Below are 21,975 nucleotides of genomic sequence, written 5' to 3' on the forward strand. Positions count from 1 at the left end.
TCAGAATGCTTAAATTAATGAACCGCCGTATACGGACCCGTACGGACGGTGGTGTGAGAGGTCGGTAGCCTAGCTACCTCCTACTCGATCGGCTGAGGGCTGTATCCCCGGGCCCCTCCGCCTAGGGTAGTGCAATCCCCCCTTTGTTTGGTGGGGAAGTAGGTGCTTCCTAGATTTATGCGCAAGATTTTCTTTGGTTGATTACTGAGCTGCTTCTCGGTGCGCGGGACTAAAGCTCCGCTTATTTTGTTTCCTGACGTACCTTTGTTGTGCAATCTTTTCTTTCTTTTCTTGTTGGATAAGAGTTGATACTTTTTTTCTTCTCTTGCTTTCGCTTCTTGCTTGCGTGCTTGGTTCCCTCGCACTCTCGCCTGGTTCTGGTATTTGTTTTTTTGGTTATATTGTTTGTTTGATCTTTTCTGTTTTGATTGTTTTGATTGAGGTTGATTTTGTTTTTTTATCTCTTGCCTTCGCTTTCTTGCTCGTTTGCTCGATTCTCTCGCACTCTCGCCTTTAGGGGTGTCGCTTTTTTGGCTTTTTTTATTTTTTGCTGTTCGCTTCTCTTTTATATCGGTGTTTTTTTGTTTATCATATAGAGAGTTTGTTATTCAATGGGAGGTAGGTTTGCGCTTATGGCTGAGGTTTTTGATGGGGCTGCTGAGATTCGGAAGGTTTTGGATCTTTTTAAGATTGATTATGCACAGGATCAGACTTTTGATGGGCTTCGTTATGGGCCTTTGGATGCTTTGTTGCCGGTTGAGTTTTCGTTTTCTGTTCAGGGGCGGGAGCTGTTTGTTTTGTTTTTGACTGATGAGTTTGCTAGTGATCAGTTGGAGAAGCTGCTTAGTTTTTCTGAGGGGCATGGGAATTCATTGCTGGTGATCGACTCTCGTGATGGTGGTCGGATCCAGGAGGTTGTTTCTCGGTTTATTGATGATGCTCGAGCTGGTAAGGTTGAGGTTGCTGAGGATTATGCTGATTATTCTCGTGGTTACTTTTTTGCTTCTGTTGATGCTTCTCAGAAGCCAGCCAGTGCTCCTGTTAAAAAAATTGATTCTGATGATCGGCAGAAATTGCTGTTGGAAAATTTGGAATTGAAGCGGCAAGTTCGCGGTTATGAGGCTGCTTTGGCTGATTTTTCGGCACAAGTTAGTGAGCTTTCTGATTTAGTTTTGGCTAATAGTCAGAAGATCGTAGCGTTACAATCCGGTGATTTTTCAGCTAAATTTGATGGAGAATTCCGGTTGCATGGCTCTAAGTATGGTCATCTGACTGATTCTGCTAAGCGTTTAGTCTTTGTCGTTACTAAGAACTTGAATTGTAACTGGACTGAGATCCAACGGTACTTTAAAGACAATTATGATGAGTCGGTTTCGATCAGTTCGATCAAACGGATCTATCGCCAAAATACGGATGAAAAATAATATATTTCGTCAATTATATAAATAAAGCTGTTCAAACGTTTTCTAATGGTTTTTGTTCATTATTATAGTTAAAATCAAGATAAATAATGAATGTGGAGGCGTGTTATGTCAGATAGTTCAAAAGGCGAAGAAGCGGTTAATGATTTTTTAAAAGCGAAGAATGTTCTTTTTGAACGTGAACAGACTTTCCCAGAATTGAGATCTCCTGCCGACAAATCACTGTTACCAGTGGATTTTGCCATTAATATTAATGGTGCAGTTGGCATTATCGAATACAATGGCAGCCAACATTATAATCCAGTGGGTAATTCCCCTGAAGCAGCTGACGCTTGGATTCGTTTGTCAAAAAATGGATCAAGTAGATTAAATTTTTCAAAAAAGCGAAATATTCCTTTGCTGATAATTCACTATAAAGACTTCAATCGGATCCATGAAATTGTGGGTAACTTTTTAAAAGACATGCAAAAGAAGACTAAAAATAAGACGGTGAAATACACGGGACACTCTAAGGGATTTTTTACAGGATATCCTTACCAAACTTTTGAAAATGCGACTAATGTGGTTAAAACCAAGCCTTTTGAGCTGATCCGCGATGAAAAACACGATGTTTTTCAACTGCCTGATGATGCCGTGATCACTTCGAAAACTTACTTGAATAAATTGCAGAGCTATCATGATCTTCGCGAGCAAACGAAGCAAAAGTTCCAAGCAGCCGTTGCCGATTTGGTAGTGCGCGTTAACGAATTGCAAAGCGCCAATCAAGATTTGGAGCAGACTATCAATGAGTTGAGAATGCAGTTACATGAACAAGATAAGATTATTACTAGTCATAATGTCGTCACTTTTGACGGAGAATTTCGGATCTCGCCGTCGAGTCGAAGCCAACTGACAGACGATGCCCGCAATTTCATTAAACGTTTATCGCATCGATTCGACAACGATTGGAACAAAGTACGCAGTTTCATCGGTGACAATTATCAAGAGAAAATTTCGGTGAAAACTATCAAAAAAGTTTGTGCCACTCCGGAAGAAATTTAAAAAAATTCAAATTTTTTTAATTGCAATGAACCCGCTTATTTTAGGGATTTGTTTTCAGAAAATTAAAATTAAATGAAAAAAGCAGCTTGACTTTAAAAACGAATGACAGTACTATCCAAGTTAATCAAATACTTGTGTTGACGAGAAGAGTAAAAAGATGATTAAAGTTGGATAGCGACCACCGTCGGTGAAAGGGTGGACTGGAAAGTCTTTTGAAGATGAGCTCTGAGCAAATGCCGAAAGTGCAAGCTTGAGGCACGTGTGGATCACGATATCATCCCGGGCATGTTTGTGCCTCAGAGGCATAGGTGGTGACATCTATGTAAATTTGGGTGGTAACGCGAAAAAAATCGTCCCAGTACAGAATTAATCTGTACTGGGACTTTTTTTGTTTTAAGTATAGAAAGTGTGGCGAGGTTGGTCTGCCAAAAACAACTCCAAAAAAACCAACAATAAAAATGCGACAACACAATAAATAATTTAATATAAAAGATATAAGCAACAAAAAAACAGAGGGGGAAACCAAAATGTCAGAATTTGATACAAAGCTAGTTCACGGGAAACCACAAAACGACAACCACACTGGTGCAGTTAATGTACCGATCTACAACTCTTCAACGTACATCTACCCATCAGTTGAAGCTAAAATTCCATATGATTATTCGAGATCGGGGAATCCAACGAGAAATTATTTGGAAGATCAAGTCGCTGAATTAGAAAATGGTTACCGTGGCTTTGCCTTTTCTTCTGGATCAGCTGCCATTCACGGGGTATTATCGATTTTTTCACCGGGAGATCACATCATCATCGGTAAGGAAATTTACGGTGGGACCTTTAGATTGATCAACGAATTTTTGAAACGTTGGCAACTAGAATTCACCGCAGTTGACACTCAAGATCCAAAGGAAGTTGAAGCAGCAATCCAACCTAACACTAAAGCGATTTACTTTGAGAGTTTCACTAATCCGCTGTTACATGTGACTAGTGTCAAAGCTACTTCTGAAATCGCAAAAAAGCACAATATTTTAACGATTGTGGATAATACTTTTTTGACGCCGTACTTGCAACGACCTTTGGATCTGGGTGCTGATATCGTTTTGCACTCGGCCACAAAATATTTAGGTGGACACTCGGATGTCATTGCCGGGATCGCGGTCGCCAAAGATGAAAAAATCGCTGACCGGCTTTATTTCAACCAAAACAGTATCGGAGCTGTTTTATCGCCAGAAGATTCCAGTTTAGTTCGGCGGGGCATCCAAACTTTAGCCGTGCGGATGGATCGACACCTCAGCAATGCTCAAAAAATTGTCGAGTTTTTACAAAGCCGACCTGAAATTTCAAAAATTTATTATCCTGGCATTCTCGGATCGAGAAATTATGAAATCGCTAAAGAAGAAACTGACGGATTTGGTGGCATCGTTTCCTTCGAATTGAAAGATGGACTGGATTCAACCAAATTTGTCGAAGGAACGAAATTGATCCAACTTGCCGTAAGTCTTGGGGCAGTGGAAAGTTTGATCGAGCTCCCTTACAAGATGACTCATGCCGAGTTATCGCCGGAAGATCAATTGAAAGCTGGGATCACGCATCAATTAGTCCGCTTGTCCGTCGGCATCGAGGATCCAAAAGATCTGATCAACGACTTAGCACAGAGCTTAGATAAATTAGAAAAATAAGCATGAATGAGTAGATAACTAACAAAGCTACAGAGAGCCGCGTTTGCTGAAAAACGGTGCCGAGAAGGTTTTCGAATATGGTTCACGCACAACCGTCAATTCGAACAATTAGAGTTGGCCGGGCGTCTCCGTTATCAGACATTAGAAACTTTGGGTTTCTTTTTGAGGAGCGACTCGTGAGGGTCGCTCGAATTAAAGGTGGTACCACGCGAAAACGTCCTTGATGAAGCAATTCATCTGGGACGTTTTTTATTTTGTTTATTAAATTGTGTGGGAGATCGGCGAGTGTTGTTTTTGGAATGAGTTTATTGATCGGGCTGGATTTTAGTTTGGTTTTGCGGGGATTTTTTATACCAAACGTTGCCCGATTGATAGTGGAAACGCGTTCCAGGAGGCAGCGGCCTCCGGTTAACAAACTATCAGCAGGCACTGCTTCGCAGCACCTTTGTGCTGATAGTCCGTTAATCCTCAGCAGCTAACCGCCTCCTTCCACGCTCTAAATATATAGGGGGATTTGAGAATATGAATTTGAAGAAATGGATAGGATTTATCGTTGGTGTACTTGCACTAGCTTTTACGTTAACAGGATGTGCCAGCAATAATGCTTCTGGCAATGGTACGGATAAGGAGTATAAATACGGTTCGATCACGATTCCAGCTAAGGATGGTTCGGTCTGCAATGCTCCTAACTATATTGCTTATGAAAAAGGCTTTTTTAAGAAGAATGGTTTGAAGGCTGAGATCGTTGCTAATCCGCGGGATATTAGTGATTTGGAGGCTGGTTTTGCTAGTGGTAAATACGATGCTCAAAACGGGGACTTCCAATATTTGCCAGCTATTCAAAATGGAGCTCAGATCAAGGCAGCCGGTGGGATCCATCAAGGTTGTATCAAGCTGTTAGTTACGAAAAATTCCAGTATTAACAGTGTCAAAGACTTGAAAGGCAAGACGATCGGTATTCCTGCTCAAGGTTCAACGCCACAATACGTGACTTCGATTGCTTTGCAAAATGCCGGTATCGATCCTAAGAAAGATGTTACTTGGAAAGTCTTCAGTACTGACTTGTTGGCTAAGGCCGCTGAAAAGGGTCAAGTCGATGCTATTGGTACCGTTGATCCATATGCTTATCAAGCTCAACAAGAAAATGGTTTTAGAGCAATCATCGATAATAACAACTCCGATGGTAATCAAAAGATGGCCGACATGGGAATGAAGAAAAATGGTTCTTGCTGCTACTTGTACATTTCTAATAAGTTGATCCAATCGAATGAACCAAAGGCAAAAGCTATCGTGAAGTCTTACCAACAAGCTGCTGAATGGATCAATAAGCATCCCGAAGAGACAGCTCACATTGAATTGAGCAAGGGTTACGTTTCTAAAACGAAATTCATCAATGAAGAAAATGTCGCACAGATCTTGAAGGATGAACATTTCGAACTCAATCTTGATCAAGGTAAAGAAGACATGAACTACTACATTTCCCAACTTAAAAAAGCTGGCTATTTGAAGAAAGATACCAAAAACTCTGAATTGCTCAAGCAAGCTTATTGGAATCCTAACGAAGAAAAATAAATGGGGGAAAACATATGTTGGAATCCGTCACGGCATCACACAAAGTGCCTACAAAATTAGTAAAAAAATCGACTAGCCAAACGAAATATTGGAAACCGTATCAAACTCGCTGGAATTTGATCAGTTTGTTAACGTTAGTCGTAGCTTTTTTGGAAAACTTATTAGTTCCAGCTCAAGAATTAGTCAATAACGTAACTTATCGCTGGTTTTTGGTCGCTTACTTCGCCTATTTAACGATCGTCTACGTGGCTGGAGCAGTCGTTCACGGCAAAGTCCGCTTGTATAGTGGTCATTTTGCTCAATTGAATGCCTCAATTGGAATATTATTAGTGATCCAAGATCTTTTGACGGAAAAATATGCCAACATTCAACAACCTTTTTTCGTCAGTTTCGCCCAGATCCTCGATCAAATGAAGACCGATCACGCCTTATTGCTCGCTTCAACTTGGTCGTCACTAGGTTTGTGGCTAGTCAGTTTCGTTATTGGAACGATCATCGGGATCGCCCTCGGTCTATTCATGGGTAGATATCGTCAGTTCAACTACTGGGCTTTTCCATATTTGAAGGTCATCGGTATTATCCCAGCCGCTACTTGGATGCCACTGACGATGGTGATTTTTCCGACGAGTTATTTAGCCGAAATTTTCTTGATTGCTTTTTCCGTCTGGTTCCCAGTCGCCTTCATGACGATCGGCGGCGTGCAAAGCATCTCAAAAGACTACTTTGAGTCGGCCAAAACTCTGGGATTCAGTGAGTCGCAGATCTTGAAAAAAGTCGTGATCCCTGGAGCCTTGCCGAACATCTTCATCGGAATTTTTACCGCTATGGGCTTGTCATTTACCATGCTTGTAATTTCCGAAATGATCGGGGCCAAAGTGGGACTCGGTTGGTATATCAACTGGGCTAAAGGTGTTGGTAATTATACGCAAGTATATGCAGCTATCGTCATCATGGCCATTTTGTTCTCAGTGATTTTTTCATTATTAAATAAATTTCAAGAATACGCCTTACGTTGGCGTGAAAAAACTAATTAGGGGGTCGTTTCGATGGTGCAATTAGCAGTTGAAAATGTTGATCGTGTTCTCGACGACAACAACGGACAAAAGATCAATGTGTTAGAAGATATCAATTTAAACGTCGGATCCGGCGAATTTATTTCCATCATCGGACCGTCCGGCTGTGGCAAGACGACTTTGTTGCGACTGATCTCGGGGTTAGATACTCCGGAAAAAGGAAGGGTCGAAGTTGACGGCAATGTCATCGACCAACCTGACGTTTCCAGAGGCTACGTTTTTCAACACGGCAGTTTGTTTCCTTGGGAAACGATCAAGGACAACATCAGTTCCGGATTGAAAGCCACCAACGGGCGCAACTACGATAAAAAATTAGTCGATCACTACATTGAGCTAATGGGATTAAAAGGTTTTGAAAATGCCTATCCTCATCAAGTTTCTGGTGGTATGGCTCAAAGAGCTGCACTAGCTCGTTCGATCGTCTTGAATCCAGAATTATTGTTGCTCGATGAACCAATGGGAGCTTTGGATGCCTTCACACGTGCTGACGTCCAAGATGTCATCCAGCGTGTTTGGAAACAGACTAAAACGACCATGATCTTAGTAACGCACGATATCGACGAAGCAATTTATTTAGGAACGCGGATCGTAGTAATGACACCACGTCCCGGACGCATCAAGGAGATCGTCGATAATCCCTTGGAATTTCCACGGAAGAGAACTAGCGATGAGTTCTTACAGTTCAGACGGCAGATCCAAGATAAACTCAATTTTTAATCTATCGTATCAGGGGTGAACGAAGTGAAAAAACGTTATTTAATCAGCTTTTTAGGGGTAGTGTTTTTCGCCTTTTTGATCACTGGCTGCAGCAATAAGAAGAGCTCAGCTAGTCAAGCGGGTTACGCGAACGGCACGATCACCATTCCCGCTAAGAATGGTTCGATCTGTGGAGCTCCCAACTATATTGCTTATGAAAAAGGCTTTTTTAAAAAAAATGGTTTGAAAGCTAGCTTAGTTGCCAAGCCAACTAATATTTCTGACTTGGAAGCCGGCTTTGCCAGTGGCAAATATGACGCCTTAAACGGCGACTTCCAATATTTGCCAGCCATTCAAAATGGGGCTCAGATCCAAGCGGCCGGCGGGATCCATCAAGGCTGTGTCCAAGTCTTGGTACCAAACGATTCACCAATCAAGTCGGTCAAGGACTTGAAAGGTAAGACGATCGCCACACCGGGCCAAGGTTCAACGCCGCAGTTTGTCGCTTCGATTGCCTTGCAAAATTCCGGGATCGATCCTAAAAATGGCGTAACTTGGAAGACTTACGATTCCGATGTCTTGTCCACGGCTGCCGAAAAAGGCCAAGTGGATGCCATCGGAACAGTTGATCCATACGCCTATCAAGCCATCAAGGAAAAGAATTTCCGGATCATTATCGACAACAACAATCATGAAGGTAGCACCAAGATGGATAAGATGGGCATGAAAAAGGATGCTTCATGTTGCTACTTGTACTTATCCGATAAGTTGACAAAGCAAAATCCTAAGAAGGCCAAGGCCATCGTCAAAGCTTATCAAGAAGCGGCCGATTGGATCAATCATCATCCTAAGGAAACTGCCTCGATCCTTTTGAAAAAAGATTACGTTTCATCGAGCAAGTTCGTTAACGAAGAAAATGTTGGCAACTTGATCGCGGACTATCACTTTGGGCTCAAGAAGTCTCAAGGTAAATCAGATGTGAAATTTTATGCACAACAACTAAAGAAAGCCGGCTTTTTAAAGAGCGACACCAATGTCGATCAATTAGTCGAGCATGCTTATTACGAGAAATAGGGGAGTGAAGTCAATTGAGCAAGGAAAAATTCGATACGTTAAGAATTCACGGGGGTTATGACCCAGCTGAACACAACAATTCAGTCCAAATACCGATCTACCAAACAGCAGCTTTCACGCTAGGAACGGCCGCACAAGGGGATGCCGTCGCTTCTGGAGTCGTGACCGGTTCGTACACTTATTCTCGAGTAGGAAACCCGACCGTAGCCACTTTAGAAAAAAGAATTGCTGCACTAGATGGCGGAGTCGACGCCGTCGCAGTTGGTTCGGGAATGGCTGCGATTACCTACGCCATCTTGAATGTTGCCGAAGGAGGCGGCCGGATCATCGCACCGTATGATATTTACGGGGCAGCCTTAGATGAATTCGAAACGCTTTTTCCCAAGTTCGGGATCGATTTTGACTTGGTCGAAGACATCAATGACATTGCCACGATCAAAAAACTGATCAAGCCTGACACCAAGGCGATTTATGCCGAAAGTGTTTCCAACCCGACGACCGAGATCTCCGACATCGAGAAATTAGCCGAGGTAGCTCATAATGCCGATATTCCGCTGATCATCGATAATACTTTTTCAACACCATACTTGTTCCAACCGATCAAATATGGTGCCGACATCGTTGTCTATTCTTCAACTAAAGGTATCAGCGGCCACGGCAACGTCGTCTCGGGATTGATCGTCGACGGTGGCAATTTTGATTGGGACAACGGCAAATACCCGCAATTCCAAGAAAATGAATACAGCTTGAAAAACGTCAACTTTCCAAAAAACTACTCGTTCTCAAACGTCTTCGGAAAGCAAGCTTACATCAAACGGATCCGCATGAAATACGTACGCTTGATGGGAGCGGTCTTGGGACCAGTCGATGCTTATTTGGAACTGTTGGGACTAGAAACCATCACCGAACGGATCGACAAAGAAGTAGCGACAAGTTTAAAAATCGCCCAATTTCTAGCCGATAATCCTCACGTCAAAAAGGTTTACTACAGTGGACTTCCCGGCGCAGATCAATATGACTTAGCTCAAAAATATTTTCCTAGGGGTATCGGTACGGTCTTGTCTTTTGAACTAGATGGAACGTCACAACAGACGGATCAAGTCATCGATGCCACGCACTTATTCTTATACTTACCAAACGTCGGCGACAGTCGCTCATTGATCGTCAATCCTAGTAAGATCACACATCGGGAGATCCCCGAAGAGCGACGGATCAAGAGTGGCGTGACCGACCAATTACTAAGATTGTCGATTGGCCTAGAAGACGCCGACGACTTGATCAACGACCTAAATAGTGCAATCAACGCAACTTTCAAGTGAGGCGATAACATGGCAACATCAACCGAAACAGATTTTTTAACAGAAATTATTCAACTAAGACACGAATTCCACCAAAATCCCGAGCTGTCCAATCAAGAATTCCAGACAACAAAACGGATCACTGAGATTTTGACTGATTGGCAGATTCCCATTGAAAAAACCGATTTAGACACCGGACTTTTGGCGGTGATCGAAGGCACTGAACCCGGACCAACAATTGCCTTAAGAGCTGACATCGATGCCTTACCGATCCAAGAACAAACGGACATACCGTTCAAGTCGCAAAATCCCGGAGTAATGCACGCTTGCGGACACGACCTGCACTTGGCAAGTTTATTAGGAGCAGCTTACCAACTCAATCAGCAAAAAGACAGCCTCAAAGGCACCATCAAACTGCTTTTTCAACCAGCTGAAGAAGTTGGTCACGGCGGTGATCAAGTTTTGGATAAACACGTCTTAGACGGAGTAGAAGCTATCATCGGTTTCCACAATCAACCAGACTTACTGGTAGGAGAAATCGCTTTAAAATCAGGAGCCTTAATGGCTGGTTGCTATCACTTCGACATCACCATTGAAGGAAAGGGAGCACATGCGGCCCAACCCCAAAATGGAACGGACGTAGTAGTAACCCAAGCGGCCATAGTAACGCAGCTACAAACAATAGTAAGCAGAAACCAAGATCCCTTCCACGCAGTAGTAGTCAGCGTAACCAAAGTAAATGCCGGCAAAACCTGGAATGTCCTACCAGAAACAGCCACCCTAGAAGGCACAGTAAGAACCTTCAACCAAGCAGACACCGAAAAAGCCAAACAAAGACTGATCCAAATAGCCAAAAACACAGCAGCAACCTACAACCAAACGGCCACAGTAAACTGGACCACAGGAGCCGACCCAATTAACAACAACGAAAAAATAACCAACCTAGTAAAACAAGGCCTAACCAAAAAAGTAACCCAACCAAAACTAACCATGACAGCAGAAGACTTCGCCACCTTCGAAACAAAAATCCCAGGAACCTTCGCCTTCATAGGCTCCAACGGAGCAAAGAAAGCAAAAGGAGTCCACGATCCAAACTACAAAGGAAAAGACGAAACAATAAAAACAGGCATCCAATACTTCATAGAAAGCGCCAAAAGCGTACTAGAGGGGCTGGATAAGTAGATCAAAGAAATCAATCAAGATAGATATAAAAAGTTTTCAAGCGTTCGAGGTCTAAAGGTCTTTGGGTTTCCCAGAAATGAACCACTAACACAGATCGACAAGATAGAAATACAGCCCAAAATCGTAAGAACGAAACAAAAATAGACCAAAAAAATCAATCAAAGCAACATACCACTATAAAAATAAGTACCGTACCCCACCCAAAAAATTGGTTTAATTTAAAACCTAGGTTCTGGGGGGTGGAGGGAATTCGCTGTCAGCTGTGAAATTCCACTTAGCGGTTTACCGCTTAGTGGAAGGCTCGTATTGGAGATGTCCGGGCGAGCTTCCCGGATAGCTTCAATCGATGCCCACAGCGTTCCACAGCGCAATTCCCGGAACCCCCCAGAACCGGCAGTGAACCTCAACAAAAACAACAAAAGCAAATAAAACTCAAACACAAACAAAAAAAAGAGAGCAATCAGAAAAATCTGATTGCTCTCTTTTTAAATTAAACCAAAGAAGAATCTCCCGAAAAATCCATCTCTTTTATCCTTGACTTCCTCCGCATATAGAAAAGCATAGTAAGGAACATAAATACCAAGCCAATAGATAACAATATCAACATCTCAGGCCAAGCAGCGTTCCCAGTCATCAAAGTATCACGCAAACCTTGAACCGAATAAGTCATCGGAAGGAATGGGTTGATAGCTTGGAAGAATCCATCGGAAAGCTGGATCGGATAAGTACCGGCTGACCCACCAAGTTGGAGCACGAGTAAGATCATACTCAAGAATGCTCCGACTTTTCCAGCGACGAGGTTCAGCCACGAGACAATTTCCATGAAGGTTAGTCCCGTTAGGAAGATAACGCATAGTGTTGCGAATGGATGGATCGGTGCAAGACCATCGATCAATCTCAATAAGATATAAACTGTAATACTTTCGAACAAGGCGAAGCCTGTCTTAAGTGAAGCTTTACTTGCCCACCAGCCAATACTGCTGTGTGGGTATTTTCTTGGTGTGTAAAGATCAAACATCAAGTTGAAAGCTAAGGCACCAACGAAGAGTGATACGGAGATCATGTAAGGGGCCATACCAGTTCCGTTGTTTGGTGCATCATCACGTTCAGTGTGCTTCGTCGTAGTAGGCTTAGCAACTTGAGCGTAAGTTAATTTCGTTGGATCGACTTTCGACTTTTTAGCACCATTGGCTAATTGAGTCGTTAGATCAGTCGTTCCATCACTCAATTGACCAAGGCCGTCGCCCATTTGGGTTGAACCTGATTGCAATTGACCAGCACCACTCGAGATTTGGGTGGCACCACTAGACAATTGACTAGCACCGGATGTGATAGTTGAACCATTGGCGTTTAATTGAGCCAAGCCGGAATTCAATTGATCAGCACCGCTGCTTAATTGAGAAATACCACTAGTCAATGTTGGAACTTGATTGTTCAGTGAAGTTAAGCCGCTGTTCAAACTGCTTGCTCCATTGTTCAAACTAGCATTGTTATTCATTAATTCTAAAGTCCCAGCGGAAACTTGATTAGCACCGCTAGCTAATTGATCACTGCTTGATTGCAAGCTACTGATTCCGCTAGACAATTGACCCAGGCCGGCTGAGGCGTTTTGGATCTGACCAGTTAATTGTGCAGAAGCTGCAGCTAGTTGTTGGATGACTGTGGTCATGTCGGAAGCTGCTGAACTAGTTGAGTTAGCTGAATTACTTTGTGCAGAAGTTAAATTACTTAAATCAGCGCTTAAAGCATTAGCTGAATTTTTCAAAGCCGTTGTATCAGTTCCGGTATCAGAACCATCGACTGAAGCTAACATGGCTGCTTTTTGATCAGCAGTTAAGCCTTGGGCATCAGCTGTGGCAGCTAATCGTTCCTTGATGCCATCGGTCGAACTTGAGCCGACATTATCGATAGCTTTTTGTAAGGAAGCTAGATCATTTTGTAAAGCTGCTACTTGGCTAGAATTGCTGCCACTGAGCTGACTTTGCATGTTGTCGATCGAACCGCTGACTTGGTTCAATTGACTCGAACTAGTATTGCCGTTACCGATCTGTTGCAATTGTTGAGTCAATTCATTACTTGCTTCAGCAATTTGTCCCAGTCCGGAATTTAAAGTATCGGCATTTGTTGCTAAAGTCCCTGCACCGTTGGCTAATTCAGTTGAACCTGAACTTAGTTGCGAAGCTCCGGAATTCACTTGGCCAACGCCGTTGGTGTAACTTTGGATACCAGAAGCTAAAGTCGAACTTCCGGAAGTTAGTTGACCGACACCGCTAGATAAGCTGGCAGTACTGCCGTTCAACTGATTCAAACCGGTTGCTAAAGTTTGACTACCGTTAGCAGCAGAAGAAACACCGTTAATATAAGTACTTAAACCGTTGTTTAAGGTGTTAGCTCCATCGGCGAAGGTCAAAGAGCTCGAAGCTAGTTGATCTAAACCGGTAGTCATTTGTTGATTGGCGGAAACTAGTTGCGTTGTTCCGTCGCCTAACTTTTTACTACCGTTAGAAGCTTTTTTCATGCCATTACTTAATTGTTTGATCGAACTAAACATTGTTTTGGCATAAGTATTAGTAACTTCATCAGAGACGCTTTGAGCTGCTTGTTTGGCAGCCGAGGCGGTCATCTTCGATGCTACGTAGTTGTGACCGGCACTAGTTTTATAGTGCAAAACCATTTTTTCTGGTTTCTTGTTCAACAAGGTCGTAGCGTTTTTGGAAAAATTACTAGGTATGGTGATCGTCATGTAGTACTTTCCAGTATTCAAGCCATCATTGGCTTCTTTTTTATCCATGACTTTGAAGTCCATCGCTGACGATTTTTTCAAGTTGGATGCCAGATCTTTTCCGGCGTTCAACTTTTTACCTTGATAGGTCGTTGCCTTGTCTTCATTGACGACAGCAACGGGGATGTTTTCCAATTCTCCATATGGATCCCACATGGATTTTAGAAAAGTTACCGAGTATATCGAGGGTATAAAAATTATCGCAATTAGAACTATGGTCATAAATTTGTGCTTTTTCAGGTATTCCCATTCTGCACGAATCATATAAAAACCTCTATTTCTAAAAATAATTAATACACATCCTGTGTAATAATGATAATATAAGGTTGAGAATAAAATATCAACAGCAAAGTTATATTTTTTTTGAAATAATCATTATTTGAAACACAAATATGGAGTATATGAGAATTATGGCAATTGATAAACGAGTTCAAAGAACGAATAAAGCATTACGAGATGCATTTCGTGATATTTCCAAGACTAATAGTTATCACGATGTTACTGTTAAGAAATTGACTGAAAAAGCCGGGATCAATCGGAAGACTTTTTACCTGCATTACGATTCGATCGATGATTTTTTGAATACTTTTGTGGAGGAGCTTTCTGAGCAGTTGTTGGATATTATTACTGCGCAGCCTTTTGATCGGTATCGGTTGGAGACTGGGGAGATGTTTGATCCTTTGTTTGATTTTTTTGATCAGTCTCGGGAGTTTTTTACTTTTATTTTGATGTCGGATGAGTATAGTTTTTTGTCTCGGAAGGTGGAGAATCGGGTGGCTCGTGGGTTTACTGATGCTATTGAGTCGGCTTTTGGGATTTCCCGGACTGATGCTTATATTAGTGCTAGTTTTATGATCCGGAATACTGTTATGTTGTTTCGGATGTTTGATCGGGGGCAGGTTCGGTTTACTAAGAGTGAGTTTAAGGATCATTTGGTGCGTTTGAACCATTCTGGGTTGTCTACTTATTTAGATTAGTGGCTTTCTTGAGGTGAGAGAGTTTTTGGCAGACGAGGTGCGTTTTGCTTGGGTGGACGTTTGTGATTTTTGGTGGTTTTGGGTTGAGGTGGTAGTTTGGTTGTACGTTCACTGCCGACTCCGGGGCCCGGGGATACAGATGCTGGAACGCACCTGACGTCGATTTGAGCTTTCCGAAGAAGATCGCTTCGCAAATCTCAAATACGAGTCTTATTGTAAGCGATAAATCGCTAACAATAATTTAGGTGCTGAGGTCTGTATCCCCGGGCCCCTCCGTCTAGATGGTGCCACAATCCTTCTTTTTTTTGATGGGGACCGAGTTTTTTTGTACAAATTGGCACTTTTTGAGCGTCCTGGTTTTTGCAGTCTATCTCAGTTTCTACCTTGGTTTGTAAGATTAAGACCTAAATCAAAAGTCAAAATCAAAACCTAAATCAAAACCTAAATCTTATGCTTTTTTTTCTTTTGGGCTCGCGTGCTCGATTCTCTCGCACTCTTGCCTTTGCTTTTTCTCCTTTTTTTATTTGTTGTATATACATATTTAAATAACTAATTGATGAAGACGTTTGGAATTTTTTTCCTTTCGTCTTTTTTTTGTCTTAAATTTCTCTTTTCTCGCTTCTTTTTTCGTTCTTTACCAGTTTAATTGAATCATGTTGCCAGATTTTTCTGTAGTTTTACGCTTTCAATTTTTATTTTTTGCGCTCTTGTATTGTATGTATTTCAGCGCTTTTACAGATTGATTGGTATCAAGTTTTATCGATTGTTTTTTTATTCTTGGGGAAATCATTGATTGATTCGATAAATAATATTACAATTAATTTAATTTATTTCTAATTTATGGAGGGTATTATGATGGATTATTCTTATTTTCAAGTAAGCGAGCAGTCTTTGGAAGTTGAATTCCCCGAACAGATCAACGTTGAAGAAAATAAACTTATCCAAAACATTGCTCGTGAACTGATTGACCAGGATGCGGTTGGGGTTACGGGCGTTATACCTGCTTACCATACGTTAACCGTTAATTTTGATTTTGACTTAACCTCTTTTAAGGATTTGGTTGATCAAATTGATGAGATTATTGTAAATTCTAATGAACTAACAAACACGGGCAGGTCAATTATTGAACTGCCCGTTTGTTATTGCCCAAAATTTGGTCCGGACTTGGAAGATGTGGCTGAATTTGCTTCTGTTAGTGTTGAGGAATTGATCAAATTGCATTCGGGGACGGATTATTTTATTTATATGATGGGCTTTTTGCCTGGGTTTGCTTATATGGGGTCTGTTCCTGAACGAATTGCTATGCCTCGACTTGAGGTTCCTCGTAAGAGTATTGCTCCTGGTAGTGTTGGTATTGCTGGGGCTCAGACTGGGATGTATCCTGTGGAGTCTCCTGGTGGTTGGCGCTTGATCGGTCGGACTCCCGTTAAGTTGTATGATCCGGCTCGGCCGCAGTTGAAATATCGTTCGGGTGATTATATTCGTTTTGTGCCGATCGATGAAGCAGAGTACCAGCGAATCCAAAAATTGGATGCGGCTGGGGAATATTCTTTGAATGTTATTAAGGAAGGGGACGTTGATCATGGCTAATTTTGTTCGAGTGATCCAACCTGGTTTATCTACTACTGTTCAAGATCTGGGACGTCCTAGTCATCAGATCGAAGGCTTTCCTGAATCGGGGGCCATGGATAAATTTAGTTATAAGCTGGCCAATTTGTTAGTTAATAATCATCGAAATTCTGCTTCCTTGGAATTCGTTTCGACGGGACCCACTTTGCGGTTTGGTTGTGATTCTTTCATCGCCTTGACGGGTGGGAAGGTAAACGCCACTTTGAACGGTCAGCCGATCTTGCAAAATGAAGTAGTGGAAGTTGTTGCTGGTTCGATTTTAAAAGTGGGACCGGTGACTGAAGGTAATTACGGCTATTTAGCTTTTTCCAACGGTGGAGTCATTACTCAGCCGGTGCTCGATAGCCGTTCGACAACTTTGCGGACGCAGATGGGTGGACTCGATGGTCGGGCCTTGGAAACGGGCGACACGATCCCGATTAGAGACAGCGTGGTGATGCCGAGTTTGACTTCACGGAAGATCTACATTAAACATGAATTGATCACCGAGATCCACTTCGTCAAAGGTTTACAGTGGGACTTGTTTTCGCAAAAAGCTTTGCAGCAGTTTCAAAGTGAGACTTATCAAATATCTGAACAAATGGATCGAATGGGATATCGTCTCAATGGGCAAAAATTAGATGTGCCGGAAAAAAGTCTTTTATCTGAAGGAACGGTTTTTGGTAATATCCAGATTACTCGTGATGGCAGTCCCATAGCATTGTTGGCCGATCGTCAGACGACTGGTGGTTATCCAGTCATTGGTACTATCATTCGGGCAGATTTGAATCGATTCGTCCAAATGAAGCAAGGCCAGCAGTTCAAGTTCGTCATGACGGATATGGATACGGCTGTTGAAAAATTAGTTCAGCAACAAAAAATTATTAACGATACGTTTGAAAAATGGTACGCCGGACGTTACGTCGAACCAATCGGTCCGATCAGACGTGATGCCATCAAGATTGCTCGTTTGATCCGAGCTAATAAGTAGAAGGGATGAATAAAATGGAGTTAGATAGAGTCAAAAAATTGATTGAATTGATGAATGACGCAGGTTTGATCCACTTGGAGATCGACGACAAGCAGGGACACATCGTTTTAGAACGAAACATTACTAGTGCCGTTGCCGAAAACGTGGCTCCAGCAGTCCAGTCTGATCCCGAAGTGACCGCAGAAGAAAAAACTATCACAGCACCATTTGTCGGCACCTTTTATTCATCCGAACAGCCTGACAAAGCACCACTGATCAAGCCAGGCGACAAAGTTGAGAAGGGTCAGTCGATCGCAATTATCGAAGCGATGAAAATGATGAATGAAGTCAAATCTGATAAAGACGGCGTCATCGATAAAATTTTAGTTTCAAATGGTGATACAGTCGAATATGATCAACCATTGTTTACGTTGAAGTGAGGTGTGTCGAATGAAAAAAATGTTGATCGCCAATCGTGGCGAAATCGCCGTTAGGATCATTCGTGCCTGCAAAATTTTAGATATTATTAGCGTCGCCGTCTACTCAACCGCTGATAAAAATGCGATGCACGTGGCAATGGCCGATGAAGCGGTTTGTATCGGTGGACCTAATCCAGAAGATAGTTATTTGAACCAGGATGCCATAATCGCAGCCGCTCAAATCACCCAAGCAGATGCGATCCATCCGGGATACGGCTTTTTATCAGAAAATGCCGATTTCGCAAAGTTGTGTGAAGAACAAGGAATCAAGTTTGTGGGACCGAGTTCAGAAGTCATTGCCCGAATGGGTGAAAAATCCACAGCCAGAGAAACGATGATCAAGGCCGGCGTTCCGGTTATTCCTGGCTCTGGCAACGACTTTGTTGATTTTGCTGATTGCCAGACCGCTGCCGAAAAAATCGGTTATCCAGTGATGCTTAAAGCTAGTGCCGGTGGTGGCGGTAAAGGTATGCGAGTAGTGGAGCGACCAGAAGATCTGGAGAAGGAATTCGACTTAGCTCAAGCAGAAGCTCAAGCGGCTTTTGGTGATGGGCACATGTATCTTGAGAAATTTTTGGCTCACCCCCGCCACATCGAAGTCCAGATCGCCGCTGATCAATTCGGCAACGCTATTGCCATCGGCGAACGGGATTGCAGTTTGCAGCAACGCCACCAAAAGGTGATTGAAGAAGCTCCAGCTAGCACTTTAGACGAGAAGACACGCCAACAAATGTATGATGTCTCGGTCAAAGCAGCTCAGGATATTGATTATGAAGGGCTTGGGACGATGGAATTTTTGGTCGATGGTCCCGAAGAATTTTACTTCATGGAAATGAATACCCGAGTGCAAGTGGAGCATCCAATCACTGAATTGACTAGTGATGTGGACCTGGTTGACTTGCAGATCAAAGTTGCACAAGGAGAACCGATCCCCTTTGCTGAAATCCATAAACACAATTTTGCTTTAGAATGTCGGATCAACGCAAAAACGGCCGGCAAAGTCGATGCCTTGCACTTGCCAGCGGGACACGGGATTAGAACTGACAGTGCCTTATATCAAGGATATAAAGTCCCATCAAATTACGACTCGATGATCGCCAAAGTAATCAGCTTTGCGCCCGATCGCGAAACGGCCATCCGCCAAATGTCTGAAGCTTTGGAGGAAACGGTTATCGCCGGAATCCACACGAATTTAGACTTTTTAATGCAAGTAATTGAAGAACCTGATTATAAGATCAACCATACAGATATTAGTTGGCTCGATAATTTAGCTAACTAACAGGAGGTTTTTAAAATGACAGACGAACTTAAAAATCTTTCCCCGGTGCAATTGCGCCACTTGATCCGCCAAGGAAAATATACCGACAATACGAGTGGACTAGCTCCGGGATATACACAAGCCAATTTGGTCATATTGCCCAAAGACTTGGCATACGATTTCCTGCTTTTTACCCAGCGAAATCCGAAACCTTGTCCGGTACTAGAAGTTAGCAATGCTGGCAGCAAAAAATTAACTGAGATGGCGACCGATATTGATCTGGCCAACGATTTTCCGAAGTATCGAATCTATGAAAAAGGCGAATTGACCCAGGAAGTTACTAGTATCGACGAATATTGGCGCGACGATCTAGTCAGTTTCGTGATCGGCTGTAGTTTTTCCTTTGAATCAGAACTGTTAGCAGCCGGGATCGAAGTGCGCAACATTACTGAAAACGTCAACGTTCCGATGTATGACACTAACATTCCTTTGAAGTCAGCCGGACAATTTCACGGCAACATGGTCGTCAGCATGCGACCGATCCCACAAGATCAAGTCGTTGAAGCAGTCAAAGTGACCAACGCCATGCCGAAAGTTCATGGGGCTCCGATCCAGATCGGTGATCCAGAATACATTGGCATTACTGACTTAGATCAACCGGATTACGGGGATGCTGTAACCATTAATCCAGGCGAAGTTCCAGTTTTTTGGCCTTGTGGAGTAACGCCTCAAAACGTCATCATGCAGACGAAACCCGATTTCGTCATCACACATTCGCCGGGACATATGTTAGTGACCGACGTTAAAAATACTGAATTGAAATACCTTTAAAAAACATCATTTATTAAATAGGGGGATACTATGACAAAAATTGATATGAACAGTGATTTGGGCGAAAGCTTTGGTAGATATAGCTTAGGTCGCGATCCCGAGATCATTCCGCTAGTTAGCTCAGTCAATATTGCTTGCGGATTTCACGCTGGCGATCCTGATGTGATGGCAAAGACTGTTGCTTTAGCTGAAAAAGCTGGCATTGGGGTCGGAGCCCATCCTGGCTTTCCTGACTTGCAAGGATTCGGCCGTCGTAAAATGGCGATGAAACCAGCCGAAGTTAAAAACATGGTCACTTACCAAGTGGGTGCCTTACAAGCTTTTACTTCAAATAAAAAACTGCAACACGTCAAACCACATGGGGCTCTTTACAATATGGCAGCGACTGATCACGATTTAGCCGTAGCGATTTGCGAAGGGATCAAGCAAGTCGATCCTGATCTGCCGATTTATGGTTTGGCCAATTCAGAACTGATCAAAGCAGCGAAAGAAGTGGGAATTCCTTACGCTCAAGAGGCCTTTGGTGATCGCAACTATAATGCTGATGGTACTTTAGTGAGTCGTTCGCTACCTAACGCTGTCATCAAAGAACCTAAAGAAGTTGCCCAGCGAGTTTTAGCTATGATCCAAAATGAAGAAATCGTAGCACTCGATGGCACCAAGATTCCTCTTAAACCTGATTCCATTTGTGTTCACGGGGACAATCAAGCTGCCTTAGATATCGTTTCGGAGTTAAGATCCACTCTAACTAATGCAGGGATCGAAATTACTCCTTTTTAAAAAATCTAAGAAAAGGTAGATCAGTTTATGAATGATAAAGAAAAAGAATTTGCGGACAAAAAAATGACCAAAGCTCGCTCGCCACGAAGTATTGCCATGGGTGCTGCTTTTTTGATGGCAATGGCAGCTGTTGGACCAGGATTTTTAACACAAACAGCTACTTTTACTGGGGAAATGGGCGCAAACTTTGGTTTTGCAATTTTACTATGTATTATCGTCGACTTCATCGTTCAAATGAATGTCTGGCGCATCATCGTCGTTAGTGGAAAAAGAGCGCAAGTGATCGCTAACGAAGTTTTACCAGGACTAGGATACGTCCTTTCGTTTTTAGTTGCCGTCGGCGGACTCTTGTTCAATATCGGTAACATCGGTGGGGCAGGTTTAGGACTGAATGTCTTATTCGGCATCTCACCTGAAAACGGTGCCGTCATAGCGGCCTGTATCGCCATCGCCATCTTCGTAGCAAAAAATGCGATGACTGTCGTTGATCGGACGGTCCAATTGTTGGCGGTAGTAAAGATAGGGATTTTGATCTACATCATTTGTGTCATGGCCGTACCTTATCAATCAGCCGTGACGCACACTTTCATGCCAACGGACGTCAACTTTTATTCAATCGTAACCATCATCGGTGGAACCGTCGGAGGATATATTTCCTTCTCTGGTGGACACCGTTTGATTGAAGGTGGAATGAAAGGTGAAAAAGAATTGAAGTACGTCAACGAAGGTGCCATTACCGGAATCGGTGTCGCATCTTTGATCCGGATCCTCTTATTCCTCGCTGGACTAGCCGTAGTTAGTGTCGGCTACAAACTAGACCCAAGCAACCCAGCAGCCTCGATCTTCAAATACGCTGCCGGAAACTTCGGTTATAAATTTTTCGGACTATTATTATTTGCGGCCGGAATGACTTCGACCTTAGGTTCAACATTCACCTCGATCTCATTTTTAAACTATACGAGAAAAGTGAAATCTGAAGTAAAAATGGCTCGTTACAACCGTCTATTAGTAATGGGCTTCATCATCTTCTCGACCGCCGTATTTTATTTCATCGGCCAACCAGCAAAGATCCTAGTAGTAGTAGGAGCCATCAACGGCTTCATCCTACCGGTCTCACTAGCAATCTTACTAATAGCCGCCAAGAAAAAAGATATCATTGGCAAATATCACCATTCATGGTTCTTAACCATAACAGGCTGGTTCGTAGTAGCCTTCATGCTCTACGCCAGTGTACAAGCAGTCATCAACTTGCTTTAA

18 protein-coding genes are annotated in these 21,975 nt (G+C 42.8%); 17 read left to right on the forward strand and 1 reads right to left on the reverse strand.

The window, feature by feature from the left end; translation table 11 throughout:
* The first annotated feature begins 632 nt into the window (after positions 1–632).
* The 9 genes from EKM69_RS08250 (at position 633) to EKM69_RS08290 (ending at position 11,033) form a co-directional block, all read left to right on the forward strand.
* Positions 633–1,424: a hypothetical protein gene (locus EKM69_RS08250; protein WP_125710034.1), complete on the forward strand. Its 792-nt coding sequence runs from the start codon at positions 633–635 to the stop codon at positions 1,422–1,424.
* 105 nt (positions 1,425–1,529) lie between these two features.
* Positions 1,530–2,462, forward strand: a complete 933-nt coding sequence (locus tag EKM69_RS08255) for a hypothetical protein (protein ID WP_125710036.1) — start codon at positions 1,530–1,532, stop codon at positions 2,460–2,462.
* A gap of 527 nt (positions 2,463–2,989) precedes the next feature.
* A complete protein-coding gene (locus tag EKM69_RS08260) occupies positions 2,990–4,138 on the forward strand; it encodes a trans-sulfuration enzyme family protein (protein WP_125710038.1) in 1,149 nt (382 codons plus the stop codon).
* Positions 4,139–4,660: 522 nt separating this feature from the next.
* Positions 4,661–5,710, forward strand: a complete 1,050-nt coding sequence (locus tag EKM69_RS08265) for an ABC transporter substrate-binding protein (RefSeq protein ID WP_125710040.1) — start codon at positions 4,661–4,663, stop codon at positions 5,708–5,710.
* 14 nt (positions 5,711–5,724) lie between these two features.
* Positions 5,725–6,744, forward strand: a complete 1,020-nt coding sequence (locus EKM69_RS08270; RefSeq protein WP_125710042.1) for an ABC transporter permease — start codon at positions 5,725–5,727, stop codon at positions 6,742–6,744.
* 12 nt (positions 6,745–6,756) lie between these two features.
* Entirely contained in the window at positions 6,757–7,500 is a 744-nt protein-coding gene (locus tag EKM69_RS08275) for an ABC transporter ATP-binding protein (RefSeq protein WP_125710044.1), read from the forward strand.
* Positions 7,501–7,524: 24 nt separating this feature from the next.
* Complete coding sequence (locus EKM69_RS08280; RefSeq protein ID WP_404825413.1) at positions 7,525–8,553, forward strand: ABC transporter substrate-binding protein; 1,029 nt, start codon at positions 7,525–7,527, stop codon at positions 8,551–8,553.
* A 14-nt stretch (positions 8,554–8,567) separates the two neighbouring features.
* Positions 8,568–9,872 carry an O-acetylhomoserine aminocarboxypropyltransferase/cysteine synthase family protein gene (locus tag EKM69_RS08285; protein ID WP_125710048.1) on the forward strand — a complete coding sequence of 435 codons (1,305 nt, stop codon included), beginning with the start codon at positions 8,568–8,570 and terminating at the stop codon, positions 9,870–9,872.
* A gap of 9 nt (positions 9,873–9,881) precedes the next feature.
* A complete protein-coding gene (locus tag EKM69_RS08290) occupies positions 9,882–11,033 on the forward strand; it encodes an amidohydrolase (RefSeq protein WP_125710049.1) in 1,152 nt (383 codons plus the stop codon).
* 490 nt (positions 11,034–11,523) lie between these two features.
* Here the strand turns inward: EKM69_RS08290 and EKM69_RS08295 are convergent, their stop codons facing one another.
* Positions 11,524–14,079 carry a YhgE/Pip domain-containing protein gene (locus EKM69_RS08295; protein ID WP_125710051.1) on the reverse strand — a complete coding sequence of 852 codons (2,556 nt, stop codon included), beginning with the start codon at positions 14,077–14,079 and terminating at the stop codon, positions 11,524–11,526.
* A gap of 146 nt (positions 14,080–14,225) precedes the next feature.
* On the opposite strand from EKM69_RS08295, the gene EKM69_RS08300 reads away from it, so the two are divergent.
* The 8 genes from EKM69_RS08300 (at position 14,226) to EKM69_RS08335 (ending at position 21,975) form a co-directional block, all read left to right on the forward strand.
* Entirely contained in the window at positions 14,226–14,792 is a 567-nt protein-coding gene (locus EKM69_RS08300; protein ID WP_125710053.1) for a TetR/AcrR family transcriptional regulator, read from the forward strand.
* Positions 14,793–15,644: 852 nt separating this feature from the next.
* Positions 15,645–16,382 (forward strand): 5-oxoprolinase subunit PxpB, encoded by a 738-nt coding sequence (gene pxpB, locus EKM69_RS08305; protein WP_318530662.1) that lies wholly within the window; start codon positions 15,645–15,647, stop codon positions 16,380–16,382.
* Positions 16,348–17,391 (forward strand): 5-oxoprolinase subunit C family protein, encoded by a 1,044-nt coding sequence (locus EKM69_RS08310; protein WP_225423869.1) that lies wholly within the window; start codon positions 16,348–16,350, stop codon positions 17,389–17,391. Before pxpB ends, EKM69_RS08310 begins: the two co-directional genes overlap by 35 nt.
* A gap of 14 nt (positions 17,392–17,405) precedes the next feature.
* Entirely contained in the window at positions 17,406–17,810 is a 405-nt protein-coding gene (locus EKM69_RS08315; protein ID WP_125710057.1) for an acetyl-CoA carboxylase biotin carboxyl carrier protein, read from the forward strand.
* Positions 17,811–17,820: 10 nt separating this feature from the next.
* Positions 17,821–19,128, forward strand: coding sequence for an acetyl-CoA carboxylase biotin carboxylase subunit (locus tag EKM69_RS08320; protein ID WP_125710059.1), 1,308 nt, complete (start codon positions 17,821–17,823; stop codon positions 19,126–19,128).
* 15 nt (positions 19,129–19,143) lie between these two features.
* Positions 19,144–19,938: a putative hydro-lyase gene (locus tag EKM69_RS08325; protein WP_125710062.1), complete on the forward strand. Its 795-nt coding sequence runs from the start codon at positions 19,144–19,146 to the stop codon at positions 19,936–19,938.
* A gap of 30 nt (positions 19,939–19,968) precedes the next feature.
* Positions 19,969–20,718 carry a LamB/YcsF family protein gene (locus EKM69_RS08330; RefSeq protein WP_125710064.1) on the forward strand — a complete coding sequence of 250 codons (750 nt, stop codon included), beginning with the start codon at positions 19,969–19,971 and terminating at the stop codon, positions 20,716–20,718.
* Between the two features lie 27 nt (positions 20,719–20,745).
* Positions 20,746–21,975, forward strand: coding sequence for an NRAMP family divalent metal transporter (locus tag EKM69_RS08335; RefSeq protein WP_125710066.1), 1,230 nt, complete (start codon positions 20,746–20,748; stop codon positions 21,973–21,975).

Source organism: Companilactobacillus zhongbaensis (genome assembly GCF_003946515.1).
GTDB lineage: Bacteria > Bacillota > Bacilli > Lactobacillales > Lactobacillaceae > Companilactobacillus > Companilactobacillus zhongbaensis.